This window comes from Amycolatopsis alkalitolerans (assembly GCF_006152065.1).
GTDB lineage: Bacteria > Actinomycetota > Actinomycetes > Mycobacteriales > Pseudonocardiaceae > Amycolatopsis_E > Amycolatopsis_E alkalitolerans.
This window is the reverse complement of sequence record NZ_VDFW01000009.1, coordinates 134,158-147,599: the sequence shown is the minus strand read 5'-3', so window position 1 is coordinate 147,599 and position 13,442 is coordinate 134,158. Positions and strand designations below refer to the sequence as shown.

The 13,442-nt window shown below is 69.5% G+C and carries 11 protein-coding genes; 6 read left to right on the top strand and 5 right to left on the bottom strand.

Features of this window, described 5'->3' with window-relative positions:
- Window position 1 precedes the first annotated feature (1 nt).
- The 3 genes from FG385_RS13430 to FG385_RS13420 all read left to right on the top strand — a co-directional run bounded on the left by FG385_RS13430 (window position 2) and on the right by FG385_RS13420 (window position 4,076).
- A complete protein-coding gene (locus FG385_RS13430) occupies window positions 2–1,801 on the top strand; it encodes an NHL domain-containing thioredoxin family protein (protein ID WP_139097076.1) in 1,800 nt (599 codons plus the stop codon).
- Between the two features lie 91 nt (window positions 1,802–1,892).
- Window positions 1,893–2,186: a GroES family chaperonin gene (locus FG385_RS13425; protein WP_139097075.1), complete on the top strand. Its 294-nt coding sequence runs from the start codon at window positions 1,893–1,895 to the stop codon at window positions 2,184–2,186.
- A gap of 18 nt (window positions 2,187–2,204) precedes the next feature.
- Window positions 2,205–4,076, top strand: coding sequence for a VanW family protein (locus FG385_RS13420; RefSeq protein ID WP_139097022.1), 1,872 nt, complete (start codon window positions 2,205–2,207; stop codon window positions 4,074–4,076).
- Window positions 4,077–4,084: 8 nt separating this feature from the next.
- On the opposite strand, the gene FG385_RS13415 is transcribed toward FG385_RS13420, so the two are convergent.
- The 4 genes from FG385_RS13415 to mug form a co-directional block, all read right to left on the bottom strand.
- On the bottom strand, window positions 4,085–4,360 hold the full coding sequence (locus FG385_RS13415; protein WP_139097021.1) for a GlsB/YeaQ/YmgE family stress response membrane protein: 276 nt from the start codon (window positions 4,358–4,360) through the stop codon (window positions 4,085–4,087).
- Between the two features lie 91 nt (window positions 4,361–4,451).
- Window positions 4,452–6,287, bottom strand: a complete 1,836-nt coding sequence (locus FG385_RS13410; protein WP_139097020.1) for an acyl-CoA dehydrogenase — start codon at window positions 6,285–6,287, stop codon at window positions 4,452–4,454.
- A gap of 131 nt (window positions 6,288–6,418) precedes the next feature.
- Complete coding sequence (locus tag FG385_RS13405; RefSeq protein WP_139097019.1) at window positions 6,419–7,210, bottom strand: response regulator transcription factor; 792 nt, start codon at window positions 7,208–7,210, stop codon at window positions 6,419–6,421.
- 198 nt (window positions 7,211–7,408) lie between these two features.
- Window positions 7,409–7,963: a G/U mismatch-specific DNA glycosylase gene (gene mug, locus FG385_RS13400; protein WP_139097018.1), complete on the bottom strand. Its 555-nt coding sequence runs from the start codon at window positions 7,961–7,963 to the stop codon at window positions 7,409–7,411.
- A 42-nt stretch (window positions 7,964–8,005) separates the two neighbouring features.
- On the opposite strand from mug, the gene FG385_RS13395 reads away from it, so the two are divergent.
- Window positions 8,006–8,638, top strand: coding sequence for a class I SAM-dependent methyltransferase (locus FG385_RS13395; RefSeq protein ID WP_139097017.1), 633 nt, complete (start codon window positions 8,006–8,008; stop codon window positions 8,636–8,638).
- A 187-nt stretch (window positions 8,639–8,825) separates the two neighbouring features.
- On the opposite strand, the gene FG385_RS13390 is transcribed toward FG385_RS13395, so the two are convergent.
- Window positions 8,826–9,455, bottom strand: a complete 630-nt coding sequence (locus FG385_RS13390; protein WP_139097016.1) for a VanZ family protein — start codon at window positions 9,453–9,455, stop codon at window positions 8,826–8,828.
- 188 nt (window positions 9,456–9,643) lie between these two features.
- Here FG385_RS13390 and FG385_RS13385 point away from each other — a divergent pair, with 188 nt between their 5' ends.
- On the top strand, window positions 9,644–11,344 hold the full coding sequence (locus FG385_RS13385) for a bifunctional metallophosphatase/5'-nucleotidase (protein ID WP_139097015.1): 1,701 nt from the start codon (window positions 9,644–9,646) through the stop codon (window positions 11,342–11,344).
- Window positions 11,345–11,688: 344 nt separating this feature from the next.
- On the top strand, window positions 11,689–12,426 hold the full coding sequence (locus tag FG385_RS13380) for a GGDEF domain-containing protein (protein WP_139097014.1): 738 nt from the start codon (window positions 11,689–11,691) through the stop codon (window positions 12,424–12,426).
- Window positions 12,427–13,442 lie beyond the last annotated feature (1,016 nt).

Genomic DNA, 13,442 nt, shown 5'->3' with positions numbered 1-13,442 from the left:
CGTGCGCGCGCCCGAGCTGTCCGGTGACGGCTGGCTCAACACCGGCGGCAAGCAGATCAGGCTCGCCGAGCTACGCGGCAAGATCGTGCTGCTGGACTTCTGGACCTCCGGCTGCATCAACTGCCTGCACGTGCTCGACGAACTTCGCCAGCTGGAGGAGGAGTTCGCCGACGTCCTGGTGACGATCGGCGTGCACTCGCCGAAGTTCCTGCATGAGGGTGAGATGGCGGCGATCAGGGCGGCCGTGCGCCGGTACGAGGTGCACCATCCGGTGCTCAACGATCCGGAGCTGGAGACGTGGTCGCAGTACGCAGTGAAAGCGTGGCCGACGCTGGTGATCGTCGACCCGGCCGGCTACGTCGTGCACGTGGCCGCCGGTGAGGGGCATGCGGAGGCCCTGCGCCGGGTGATCACCGGCCTGGTGGCCGAGTACGAAGCCAAGGGCACCCTCCGCCGGGGTGGCAGCCTGTACGTGCCGGCCGAAGAGCAACAGGGCCCGCTCGCGTTTCCGAGCAAGGCGGTCGCGACGGCCGAGGGCCGGATCCTCGTCGCTGACACCGCACACCACTCCATCGTCGAATTCGCATCCGACGCGGAGACGGTCGTCCGCCGGTTCGGCGGCGGTGAGCGAGGCGCGGTGGACGGCGCGTTCGACGTCGCCCGGTTCTCCGAGCCGTCGGGCCTCACCCTGCTGCCCGCGGAGGTCGCCGAGCGGGCCGGTTACCACCTCGTGGTCGCGGACACTGCCGGGCACCTGCTGCGCGGGATCAACCTGAGCAGCGGCGAAGTGTCCACTGTGGCCGGTACCGGCGACCAGTGGCGCGACGGGGAAACCGGCGGGCCGGCAAGGGAAATCGACCTCACCAGCCCATGGGACGTGGCCTGGTGGGCGCCCGTCGGCGGGGTCGTGGTCGCGATGGCCGGCAACCACACGCTGGACCTGTTCGACCCGGTCAAGGGCACGATCGCACGGTACGCGGGCACGACCGTCGAAGGCCTACGCGACGGCCCGCTGCCCGAGGCGTTCTTCGCGCAGACGTCCGGCCTCGCAGTGCAGGGAAACCGGCTCTGGCTGGCCGACGCCGAGACCTCGGCCCTGCGGTGGATCGAAAACGGCGAAGTGCACACCGCCGTCGGGTACGACCTGTTCACGTTCGGTCACCGCGACGGTGACGCCGAAGACGCGCTGCTACAGCATCCGCTCGGCGTCGCGGCCCTGCCCGACGGCACACTCGCGATCGCCGACACCTACAACGGCGCGATCCGCCGCTACAACCCGGAAAGCCGCGAGGTCTCCACGATCACCGGCGGGCTCGCGGAGCCGTCCGGGCTGCTCGTCCTCGACGACGAGTTGCTGGTGGTCGAGTCGGCCGCGCACCGGCTGCACGTGCTGCCGCTCTCGTCCGAAGCCGGCCGGCACCTGGGCGACGCGCACGCCGTGCGCCGCCCGCCGAGCCTGCTCGCGCCCGGTGGAGTGCAGCTTTCGGTGGTGTTCACGCCGCCACCCGGCGAGAAGCTCGACGACCGGTTCGGCCCGTCGACGCGTCTGGAGATCAGTGCTTCGCCGCCCGAGTTGCTCGTCGACGGCGGCGGCGTGGGCACCGAGTTGACCCGCGAGATCACGCTCGCCGAGGGCTACTCGGAAGGCGTGCTGCAGGTTGTCGTGCAGGCGGCGAGTTGCGATTCCGACGCCGCCCATCCGGCCTGCCGGGTCACGCGCCAGGACTGGGGGGTGCCGATCCGGCTCACCGACGGCGCTCCGGCGAGCCTCCAGCTCATTATGGCCGGTTCGGCGGAGTAACCCATCGTCCGTGTGGGTGCGTAGCATTACTCGCGTGTCCGCTGCCACAAGCCTGCCGGGTCCGGGTCAGGGCCCGAAGCTGGAAGTCCAGATGCTGCACGACCGGGTGCTGGTCCGGTTGTCCCCGGACGAGGGGGAACGCCGCAGCGGCGGCGGCATCGTGATTCCCGCGACCGCGCAGGTGGCACGCCGGCTCGCTTGGGGCGATGTACTGGGCGTAGGCAGTAATGTGCGCAACGTGAAGGTCTCCGACCGCGTCCTGTTCAACCCCGAGGACCAGCTGGAGGTCGAGATTCAGGGCGAGGCGTACCTGGTCATGCGCGAGCGTGACATCCACGCCGTCGCCACCGAACGCACGGAGCACGGCACGGGGTTGTACTTGTAGCTCACCGGGAGGGGTGAGGTGCGCGAGGACCACTACTGGCCGAACTGGGACTCGGACGATCGCCGGACCGGGCGGATCACCGGTTCGCGCGCCGCACCCGAGTTCCTGACCGAGGAACCGCTCGACGCGCACGAGGACACGCTGGTCGAGGAGTTGCTCGACGGCGATCGCGGCGGCCGGCCCTGGCCGTCGCGCGGAAAGCGCTTTCTCGGCAAGATCCTCATGGTGACCGGCGGCGTGCTGGTCATCGGCGTGGTGCTCTACACGGTGGACCTCATCCTCAGCGCCGGCGAGGTTCCGCGTGGGGTCGTCGTCGCCGGGGTCGATGTCGGCGGGCTCAGCCGGGCCGACGCCGAGGCGAAGCTTCGCCGTCAGCTCGAACCGAGGCTGACCGAGCCGGTCCCGATCATCGCCGGCGACGTGCGGAGCACGCTCGATCCGCTGCACTCGGGGCTCGGCCTTGACTGGCCGTCCACCCTCGCGCAGGCCGGTCACCAGCCCCTCGACCCGCTCGACCGGATCCGCTCGTTCTTCACCAAGCGCGACATCGACGTGGTGACCAAGGTGGACCCGGACGCGCTGAACCAGGCCGTCGGCAAGCTCGCGACCGGCAAACTCGATCACCCGCCGACCGAAGGCGGCATCGGCTTCGAACCCGCGCAAGGCACGGACGGCGGCGTGACGGCCTACGCGATCGAGCCGCGCGCCGGGCAGACCCTCCAGGACGTCCAGGGCGCGGCGAATCTCGTCCGGGCACGCTGGCTCGACAAGAGCGGGGTGCGGCTGCCGATGACCTTGACGCCGGTGAAGGCCACCTCGGCCGGGGTGCACGCAGCGCTGGACAACATCGTCCAGCCCGCCGTGTCGGCGCCCGTCGTGTTCCACGGCGACGGGACGGACGGGATCCTCCAGCCCACCGCCATTTCCGCCGCGCTGCGGTTCACCGCCAAGGACGACGGCTCGCTCCAGGTCGGCGTCGACGCCGCGAAGCTGCGGGACGATCTGCAGCCGCAGCTTGCCGCCACGGAGAAACCGGGCAAGGACGCGCAGATCGTGTTCACCGGTGGCGCGCCGGTGGTCCAGCCGTCGGAGGATGCGCGTCAGGTCGACTGGGCCGGCACGTTGAAACCGCTGATGAGCGTGTTCGTCAAGGGTGACCACCGGGAGTTGCCTGTCCAGTACCAGACTCGGCCGCCGAAGCTGTCCACCGACAACGCGAACGCCCTGGGCATCAAGGAAGTCGTCGGCGAGTTCACCACCGGCGGCCTCTCCGGCGCCGACGCCGCGAACGTGGCCGCGATGGCGGCCAAGGTGACCGGGACGGTGCTCCGGCCCGGCGAGACGTTCAGCCTGCTCGATCGCGTCGGCCCGTACGGCGCCGCGGGTTTCGTGTCGGCGCCGGTGAACGAGGACGGCACCGGCCCCGCGGTGCTGGGCGGCGGGGTTTCGCAGTTCGCGACCACGCTGTACAACGCCGAGTACTTCGCCGGCCTGGCCGACGCCGGGCATTCGGCGCACGACTACTACTTCGGCCGCTACCCCGTGGCGCGCGACGCGAAGGCGATCCAGGACGACGGTTCGCCGGTCGATCTGAAGGTCACCGACGATCTCAACAGTGGTGTCGCGATCGAGGCGTTCACCTCGGGTTCAACGGTCACGGTGCGGATCTGGGGCACGAAACAGTTCCGCGTCGAGAGCGGCACCGGCCCGCGCACGGATTTCGTCCCGCCGCCGCTCCAGCCCGGCCCGCCGGGCTGCCAGCGCTCGCCCGGCTCGCCGGGGTTCAGCGCCAGCGACACGCGGGTGCTCTACGACCTGGGCTCGGGTGCCGAAGTCCGCCGCGACAGCCGGGCCGTCACCTACGCGCCCCGGCCCATCGTGTTCTGCTGATCCGTCCGCTACCGGTTGATCCCGCGGCGGCCGAACGAACCGCTGACGAGCCCGACGCCGACCGCGGCCAGCCCCAGCTGCGTGAAGAACTCGAGCCAGTCGAAGCCCGGGGTGTTCGCGTAGCCGACGCCCCGCGCGATCGCGGAGCCGATGAAGGCCGCGGCGATGCCGATGAGGATGGTCAGCCAGATCGGGATCCGCTGCCTACCGGGCACGATCAGGCGGCCGAGCGCGCCGATGATAAGGCCAACGACGATCGCCGAAATGATTCCGCCAATGGTCATCGAAACTCCCTGTGTCTCGTTGGCTCTGGGAATACCGTAGCGCGGCCGCGGCCAAACCGCGCTGCTCGTGACCTCCTCGCCATGACTGGACTCAGAACGCGGCTTCCGGGACCTCCATGAGGTCGTTGTCGGCGCCCTCGACGACAGCGCGGCGCGCGGTCAGCTCCGGCAGCACGCTCTTCGCGAAGAATGAGGCCACCGCGATCTTGCCCTGGTAGAACGCCTGGTCCTTCGCGGCGGCACCGTCCACTTTGGCCAGTGCGACCTCGGCCTGGCGCAGCAGTTGCCAGCCGACGAGCAGGTCACCGGCCGAGAGCAGCAGGCGCACCGTGTGCTGGCCGACCTTGTAGAGGTTCTTCGCGTCCTCCTGCGAGGCGGTCAGGTAGCCGATCATCGCGCCGAGCATGCCCTGCACGTCTTCCAGTGCCTGCTTGAGCAGCTGCCGCTCGTTCTTGAGCCGCGCGTCGGACTCGGACCCGGTGTCTTCCACGAACTTGCTGATCTCGTTCGCGAGGTGCCCGAGCGCCTGGCCCTTGTCGCGGACGATCTTGCGGAAGAAGAAGTCCTGCGACTGGATCGCCGTGGTGCCCTCGTACAGCGAGTCGATCTTCGAATCGCGGATGTACTGCTCGATCGGGTAGTCCTGCAGGAAGCCGGACCCACCCAGGGTCTGCAGCGACTGCACGAGCTGCTCGGTGGCCCGCTCGGAGCCGACGCCCTTGACGATCGGCAGCAGCAGGTCGTTGACCCGCTCGGCCAGCTTCAGTGATGCCTCATCGCCGTCCTGCGTCCACACCTGGTCCTGGTACGAGGCCGTGTACAGGTACACCGCGCGCAGGCCCTCCGCGTACGCCTTCTGCAACATCAGCGAGCGGCGCACGTCGGGGTGGTGCGTGATGGTGACGCGCGGCGCGCTCTTGTCGAGCATCTGCGTCAGGTCCGCGCCCTGCACCCGCTCCTTGGCGTACTCGAGCGCGTTGAGGTAGCCGGTGGACAGCGTCGCGATCGCCTTGGTGCCCACCATCATGCGGGCATACTCGATCACCTGGAACATCTGCGCGATGCCGTCGTGGACGTCGCCGAGCAGCCAGCCCTTGGCCGGGGTCCCGTGCTGGCCGAAGGTCACCTCGCAGGTGGTGGACACCTTCAGGCCCATCTTGTGCTCGACGTTGGTGACGAAGGCGCCGTTGCGCTCGCCGAGCTCACCGGTGTTCGTGTCGAAGTGGAACTTCGGCACCAGGAACAGCGACAGGCCCTTGGTGCCCGGCTTCGCGCCCTCGGGGCGGGCGAGCACCAGGTGCATGATGTTCTCGGTCATGTCCTGGTCGCCGGAGGTGATGAACCGCTTCACGCCGTCGAGATGCCAGGAGCCGTCCTCCTGCTTGATCGCCTTCGTGCGCCCGGCGCCGACGTCGGACCCGGCGTCCGGCTCGGTCAGCACCATGGTGGCGCCCCACGCGCGGTCGATCATGATCCGGGCCCAGCGCTTCTGCTCCTCGGTGCCGTTGCGGTCGAGGATCATCGCGAAGCTCGGGCCGGCCATGTACATGAACAGCGCCGGGTTCGCGCCGAGGATGAGCTCCGAGGCGGCCCACTGCACGGTGGGGGGCAGCCCGAGGCCGCCGAGGTCGTTGGTCAGGCCCAGCCGCCACCACTCGCCGTCCCACAGCTGCTGGTAGCTCTTCTTGAAGGATTCCGGCAGCGTCGCGGAGAACGTCTTCGGGTCGTACACCGGCGGGTTGCGGTCGGCGTCGGCGAAGGACTCCGCGAGCGGGCCGGTGGCGAGGTTGTTCAGTTCGGCCAGCGCACCGCGCGCGGTCTCCTCGTCGGAGTCCGCGAGTACGCCCTTGCCGAGACGATTCTGGACGCCGAGCACCTCGAAGAGGTTGAACTCGAGGTCTCGCACGTTGCTCTTGTAGTGGCCCATGTCGTCGCTCCGTTGGGTGTCGGTCTTCCGGCTGGGCGCATGCTGGTCCCCTACTGGCCGGTAACATCAGGATATTACCCTCTGGTAACCGCAGCAAGGGGAACCATCCGGTTGTGATCCGAAATCACCGTTCAGCGTGCGTGGCGCTCGGCGGAGCCAGACGGAGGAAATGGGGTCTGACCAGGCGTTCCCCGCTCCGGAGAGTCCTCGGGCTGGGTGATGAGGATGCCGCCACGGAACGCGATCGTGACGGCGTGCGTGCGATCACGCGCGGAGAGCTTGCGCAGGATGCTCTTCACGTGGGTACGCACGGTTTCGACCGACAGGTACAGGATTTTCGCGATCGCGGCGTTCTCCAGGCCTTCGGCGACCAGTTGCAGCACCTGGAACTCGCGCCGGGACAGGGGCATCCGCGGTCGGCGGGTGGCGACGACGGGCTCGCCCGGCCGCGGGCTCTGGCGCTGCTGGGTAACCAGTGGCGCCAGTGCGGGGTCGACGTAGCGGCGGTCGAGGTGCACCCGCCGGATCGCCTCGACCAGCCGGCGCGCTTCCGCCGTGCGGGGCAGCGCGCCGTGGACGCCGGCCAGAGTCGCGGTCTGGAGGAAGGCCGCGGTCCGGTGGACCTCGCGGACGAGCAGGACGACCAGCAGCTCTGGGTCACCGCTGACGAGGAGTTTGGCCAGGTGCCCGTTCGGATCGAGGCCGGAGTCGAGCAGGAGGACGTCGGGATGCACCTGTTCGGCGAGCTGCAGGGCGGCATGGGGGTTGCCGGCGTGCCCGGCCCAGTGCAGGCCGGGGGTGCGGTGAACGATCGCGGAAAGTCCTTCACGGCAGAACGGCACCGGGTCGACGGCCGCGACCCCGAGGCTGCGGGCCGGTGGAGAGCCCTGTGGCGCTCGGGCTGGCTCGTTACTGCGCGTCATCAGAATACTCCGTCTCACACCGTCAGCGCCGCCGTGTACCCGGCTCGGACGGTGCCGCGCCCCTCGGTCATCCGTCCAGGTCCCGGGCTACACGATCCAATCCCCCCTGCTGGGACCGGTGCTGGCCTGACTCGTCGTCGATTGTGGGAGTTGCCAGACCGGCGCCTGTGACGCGGGTTCACCCAGCTGAGTTACGTACTACTCTGAGTAGAATTTTTCGCGCAGTGAGGCGAACACCTGTGCGAGTGTCGCGGGGGTCCAGTGGGCGTTGAGACCGCTCGGATTCGGCAGCGCCCAAACCGCTGTTTCACCGATCGAAGCCGGCTGCGCACCGATCGTGGCCTTGGGCCGGCCGAACGCCGTGCGGTAGGCGGTGATGCCGACGACCGCGAGGCAACGCGGCCGGTAGCGCTCGATCTTGCGAGTGAGAATCTGCGCGCCGTCGCGCAGCTCGGCGTCGGTCAGCTCGTCGGCGCGGGCGGTCGCCCGTGCGACGAGGTTCGTGATGCCGAGGCCGTAACCGGTGAGTTCGTCCTGCTCGCTCGGATCGAGACGGTGCGGCGTGAAGCCGGCCGCGTGCAGCGCGGGCCAGAACCGGTTGCCGGGGCGGGCGAAGTGATACCCGGTGGCGCCGGAGTAGAGCCCCGGGTTGATGCCGCAGAACAGCACCCGCAGGCCGGGCGCGATGACGTCGGGGATCGTCGCCCCGCTCGCCGCCGCGAGCTGCGCCTTGGTGGGCCGGATGGGAGTCATGAGCACCCGGATCCAACCATGCGAGCCTGGCATCCTGGCGGAATGACCACCGCGGACGGCAGCCCCGTCGAGGTTTACCGGCTGCTCCCTCCGGCCGGCGAAGCGGAGATCGTGCATGCCGCCATCCCCGCCGGCGCGGCGGTGCTCGACCTCGGCTGCGGTACGGGCCGGATCGCGCACGCGCTGATGGCGCTCGGACATCCGGTCACCGCGGTCGACGATTCGCCCGCGATGCTGGCGCGGGTCCGGGCGGCGAAGGTGTGCTCCCGAATCGAGGACCTGCAGCTGGATCGGCGCTTCGCTGCCGTTCTCCTGGCGAGCCATCTCGTCAACGCGCCGGACAGCGCTCCTGTCCTGGCCGCCGTCGCGCGGCATCTCGCGCCCGGTGGCCGGGCGATCGTCGAATGGCATCCGCCCGAGTGGTTCGACACGGTCGATGACGGCGGCGGCCGGCTCGGCGAGGTCGAGATCCGCCTGTCCGGAATTTCGCGCGAGGCCGACCTTCTCCGCGCGACCGTCCGGTACGCGGCCCGCGGTGCCGTCTGGGCTCGGCATTTCACCGCGCGGCGCCTCGACCAGCCACGACTCGAGGCGCTGCTGGCCGGGGCCGGGCTCAGGTTCGGCCGATTCCTGTCAACGGACCACACCTGGTTCTCCGCGGTGTCCGGGTTGTAGGTGGCACGACGCACATATCAGGCGTACGCTCTGTGATCTGCCACACAAGGACGACGCCAAGGGAGGCGGCGTGGAACTCGCGATCGTCCTCGGCCTCGTAGTGCTGTTCTTCGCGGCCGCCACGGCAGTGGTGGCCATCGAGGACCGCAGAGCCGCGCGCCGGGAGGCCGTGCGAAGGGCCGCGCGCCTAGCGCGCCTCGGTGAGGTCGATCCGCTCGCGCCGCATCGGCTGCGTACGCACCGCTGATTTCCGCAGAGCGAGGTAGAGCGCGCCGGCGATCCAGCCGAGCGCGGCGCCGCTGGTGTTGGTGATCAGGTCGTCCACGTCGAAGATCCGGTACTGGAACGGCGCGGTGCCCCAGTTCGCCGTCAGTTGAGTGACCTCGACGCACAGCGACACCGCGAAGCCCAGCAGCGTCGTCCCGACGAGACCGCGCCGCCACAGCACCCGGGCGAAGATGCCCAGCGGCACGAAGAGCAGCACGTTCAAGGCCATCTGCTCGAACGCCGTCGTCGTCAACGCGTTGAGCAGGCCAGGGCCGGCGGCGTCGGTGCGCACGTCGGTGATCCACTGGAACGGCACCAGTTGAATGGTCTGCACCAGTGGCCGGGTGCGAGGTCCGGGCAACGGCAGGAACACCACTGCCAGCCCGAGGCAGGCGTAGCACAGCACCGCGGCGGTCCGCACCACTCGCCCGGGGACGATGCGCCCGAACCGCGCCCGGTGCAGCACGAGTTGCGGGACGAGCACCGTCGCCCAGATCGCGAGGAATACGACGATTCCCGTTGCCAGCGCTGTGACCTGCGGTGATTTCATGAGTCGACCGTATGGTCTGAACCCCTGCGGCCGGATCGGCCGTGCGGCCTGACCGGCCTCGCCGGCATCGGCCAGATGGCCGGGATGGCCGGGCACCGGACGTTCACGAGAGCTTCCGCCGATCGGCCCTGGTCAGCCACCGCGGCATCCCGGCAAGATCCAGACGTTATGCGCCTTCTGGAGGGAATATGACGATTTCGCCCCGCGTGTGGCGTCGCACTGTAGTGGTCACGGCCGCGGCGCTCGCTGCCGTCGCGGTCACCGCCGCGCCGGCGTCAGCGCAGCGGACCGGTCCGACCACGGACGTCCGGCTGATCACGTTCAACGACTTCCACGGCAACCTCGAGCCCCCATCGGGCTCTTCGGGCCGGATCACCTTGTCCGACGGCACGACGGTGGACGCCGGCGGCGCCGCGTATCTCGCGACGCACGTCAAGCAACTGGAGTCGCAGGTCCGCGACTCGCTGGTGCTCTCCGCCGGAGACAACGTGGGCGCGTCCCCGCTGACCTCGGCGCTGTTCCACGACGAGCCGACGATCGACTTCCTCAACGAGATCGGCGTGCGGGCCTCGGTCGTCGGAAACCACGAGTTCGACGAGGGGTACCGGGAGTTGCGGCGCATGCAGGACGGCGGCTGCCACCCGGTGGACGGCTGCCAGTTCGAAGGTTCCTTCGCCGGCGCGGACTTCCCGTTCCTGGGCAGCAATGTCTCCTTCGAGAACGGTGCGCCGGCGCTCCTGCCGTTCACGGTCAAGTACTCCGGCGGGGTGCCGATCGGGATCATCGGCGCGACGCTGGAGGATCTGCCGACCGTCGTCACCCCGAGCGCGATCGAGGGGCTGAAGTTCGGTGACGAGGTCGAGGCGATCAACCGGACATCCGGCTGGCTCGACCGGATGGGCGTGCGGTCGCAGGTCGTGCTGCTGCACCAGGGCGACAACACCGGTGCCGGCGGCCCTGACGACTGCAACGTCACGCCCGGCCCGGCGACCCGGATCGCCAAGGCCGTGTCGTCGAGCGTCGACGCGATCTTCACCGGGCACAGCCACCAGCAGTACAACTGCGTGATCGACGACCCGGCCGGGAATCCGCGCCCGGTCGTCCAGGGCGCGTCCTTCGGGCGGCTGCTGTCGGTCGTCGATCTGAAGATCGACCGGCGGACACGTGACGTGGTGCGCTCGGCGACGATCGCGCACAACGAGATCGTCACCCGCGACGTCCCCCCGGATCCGGCGGTGCAGAAACTGGTCGACGAGGCCAAGACGAAGTCCGCGCCGATCGCGAACGAAAAGGTCGGCACGATCACCGCGGACCTCAAGGCCGCCGGTGCGGCTTCGGGCGAATCAACGCTCGGCGACGTGATCGCGGACGCGCAACTCGAAGGCACCACGGCGAACGGCGCGCAGCTCGCGATCACCAACCCGGGCGGGATCCGCGCCGACCTGACGTACGCTTCCTCGCCGAACGGCGAGGGCGACGGCGTGGTGACCTACGGCGAGGCGTTCACCGTCCAGCCCTTCTCGAACATCATGCAGACCATCACGCTGACCGGGGCGAACCTGAAGAACGTGCTGGAGCAGCAATGGACCGCGAGCACGACGCGGATCCTGCAGATCTCCTCGACGTTGCACTACACGTACTCGGCCTCGGCGCCGATCGGTTCGCGCGTCTCGGACATCACCGTCGCCGGGGCGCCCGTCGACCCGGGCGGCACCTATCGCGTGTCCGTGAACAACTTCCTCGCCGCGGGCGGGGACGGTTTCACCGAGTTCACCAAGGGCACCGACCTCGCCGGTGGGCCGGTCGACCTCGACGCGCTGATCGCGTATCTGGGCGCGCATCCCGGAATCGCGCCGCCGCCCGCCGACCGCATCACCGCGTTGCCGTAGTCCTCCTTCCGGCATGCGGCCCAACCCGAATTGGGCCGCATGCCGGTACCCTTTCTCGGTCGCCGAAGTCACGCACCGCATTCGCTTCACGGGCAATCAATTGTTCCGCCGTGTGCTCGTCAGCTTTTCACACGAAGTCACCGTCTCTTGTAATTTTCCTTTTGCAGCAAGGATTTTGCCTGCTTGCGGGCGGTCATCGCAGGTGTGCGCGTGGTCGTGACACGCCCTCGTCTGTCGCAGCGGCGAATACGTAGAGCCACCATCTCGTCGTCCGGTTGAGCGATATTCATGTTTGCCTGTACCTCCCACTCAAGCCGCGCCTCTATGTAGACGACAAGAACTGGGTGACGGAGGTGGATACGGTGACGCCGAAGCAGGTCGCCCCGGACGAGGCAAGCCTGCACGAGTCGATCGCCGGTGCGCTCGCGTCACAGGGGGACTGGCGCCGCGCGTACGAACATCTGCGGGTCGCCCTCGACCTGGCCCGCGCCGAGCCGTCGATTCCCGAGCAGTTGCGACGCGAGGTGGACCGTCTACGCCGCGAGCGGGCCGAAGCGCGCGAAGAGAGCCTGCGCGACGCGCTCACCACGGTGTACAACCGGCGATATCTCGACCGGCGGCTGGACGATCTGCTTTCGGACGCGCGCAAACCGCTCGCGGTCGCACTCGCCGACATCGATCTGTTCAAGAATGTGAATGACACATTCGGTCATATCGTCGGTGATCAGGTGCTGCGGCGGGTCGCCGCGCTGCTGCGGGAGGGCCTCCCGTCACACGCGTTCTGTGCGCGCTACGGTGGCGAGGAGTTCATGCTGGTACTGCCCGCGGTGCAACCGGACGCCGCGGTTCGCGTCGCCGAACTGGCCAGGGCGCGCATCGCCGAACATCCCTGGTCAGCCTTGTGCGACGGGCTTTCGGTGACCATCAGCGTGGGTCTGGCGTACGAGTCGGGCGACGTGACCGCCAGCCGCCGCCAGGTGCTCGAGGCCGATGATCTGCTCTACGCCGCCAAGCACGCGGGGCGCAATCGGGTCGCATACCGGGACCGCGCGGGCACCCGGGTAATTGAGTACTGTCCGTAGTTTTCGGACGATATTTCCTCTTTATCACACCGATCGGTTCACTCGGTTCGCCGCAGGCCTCGTGAACTTCTCGCACGCTAGGTGAAAAAACTCGCGGGAGGGTGTCGTCAAGAACGGGGAGTATCCGTACGATAACGATGCTCGCCGTCGGGGCGATCACTGTTGCGAGTGGTATTTCGCCTGCTGGAGAGACTGGAAGGAGCACGGGTGCCAGACGATCATGCCGCCGGCCCCGGCTCCCGTGGCAATGGCGGGCATCCGCGTGCCCGCCGACGTCGCTCGATCGACACCCATGGCGGGATCAGCGTGTCGGACGTGCTGGCACAGCACACCGGAATCCGCCCCACCTTCGATCCGACCGACGCCCCCGGCTCGCACGGCGACACGAAGGATCCGCACCCCTCGCTGCCTCCGGCGGGCCGGCGGTCCGAACCACCCGTGCCGCGAAGGCCCCAGGCCCCGCCGCCCAGACCGCCGGCGTCGCGCCGCCCGCCGTTGCGCGCGGTCCCCGATCTGCCCGAATCGCGGCACGCGAGGCCCGAGCCGCCCGCCACGGAGTCGCGGCACGCCGCGCCGGTCCCGCCGGAACCACGGTGGTCCGCGCCCGAAACCTCGGAGCGGCAAGCGCCGCCCAGGTCGGCCAGCCCGGAAGGCTCGGAGCGGCAAGCGCCGCCGGAGCGGCGGTGGGCCAAGCCGGAGGGTTCGGAGCGGCAAGCCCCGCCGAGGTCGGCCAGCCCGGAAACCTCGGAGCGTCAACCGCCGCCGGAGCGGCGGTGGGCCAGTCCGGAGGGTTCGGAGCGGCAGGCGCCGCCCAGGTGGGCTGGCCCGGAAGGCTCGGAGCGGCAGGCTCCGCCGAGGCGGGCCAAGCCTGAGGGGCCCGACCGGCCGGCGCCACCCACGGCCCCACGCCAGGTGTCCGAGCCGCCTGCCAAGGAGCCGCGGCGAGTCGAACCGCCTGCGCGCCATGCCGCGGCGCAGCCGCCCGAGTCACGGCGATTCGCCGTCGAGCCGCCCGC

What these genes read in the sequence shown, in the direction of transcription:
- FG385_RS13385 (WP_139097015.1), top strand. Translation starts at nt 9,644, where the DNA reads ATGACGATTTCGCCCCGCGTGTGGCGTCGCACTGTAGTGGTCACGGCC.
- FG385_RS13410 (WP_139097020.1), bottom strand. Translation starts at nt 6,287, where the DNA reads ATGGGCCACTACAAGAGCAACGTGCGAGACCTCGAGTTCAACCTCTTC.
- FG385_RS13395 (WP_139097017.1), top strand. Translation starts at nt 8,006, where the DNA reads ATGACCACCGCGGACGGCAGCCCCGTCGAGGTTTACCGGCTGCTCCCT.
- FG385_RS13405 (WP_139097019.1), bottom strand. Translation starts at nt 7,210, where the DNA reads ATGACGCGCAGTAACGAGCCAGCCCGAGCGCCACAGGGCTCTCCACCG.
- FG385_RS13390 (WP_139097016.1), bottom strand. Translation starts at nt 9,455, where the DNA reads ATGAAATCACCGCAGGTCACAGCGCTGGCAACGGGAATCGTCGTATTC.
- FG385_RS13425 (WP_139097075.1), top strand. Translation starts at nt 1,893, where the DNA reads ATGCTGCACGACCGGGTGCTGGTCCGGTTGTCCCCGGACGAGGGGGAA.
- mug (WP_139097018.1), bottom strand. Translation starts at nt 7,963, where the DNA reads ATGACTCCCATCCGGCCCACCAAGGCGCAGCTCGCGGCGGCGAGCGGG.
- FG385_RS13415 (WP_139097021.1), bottom strand. Translation starts at nt 4,360, where the DNA reads ATGACCATTGGCGGAATCATTTCGGCGATCGTCGTTGGCCTTATCATC.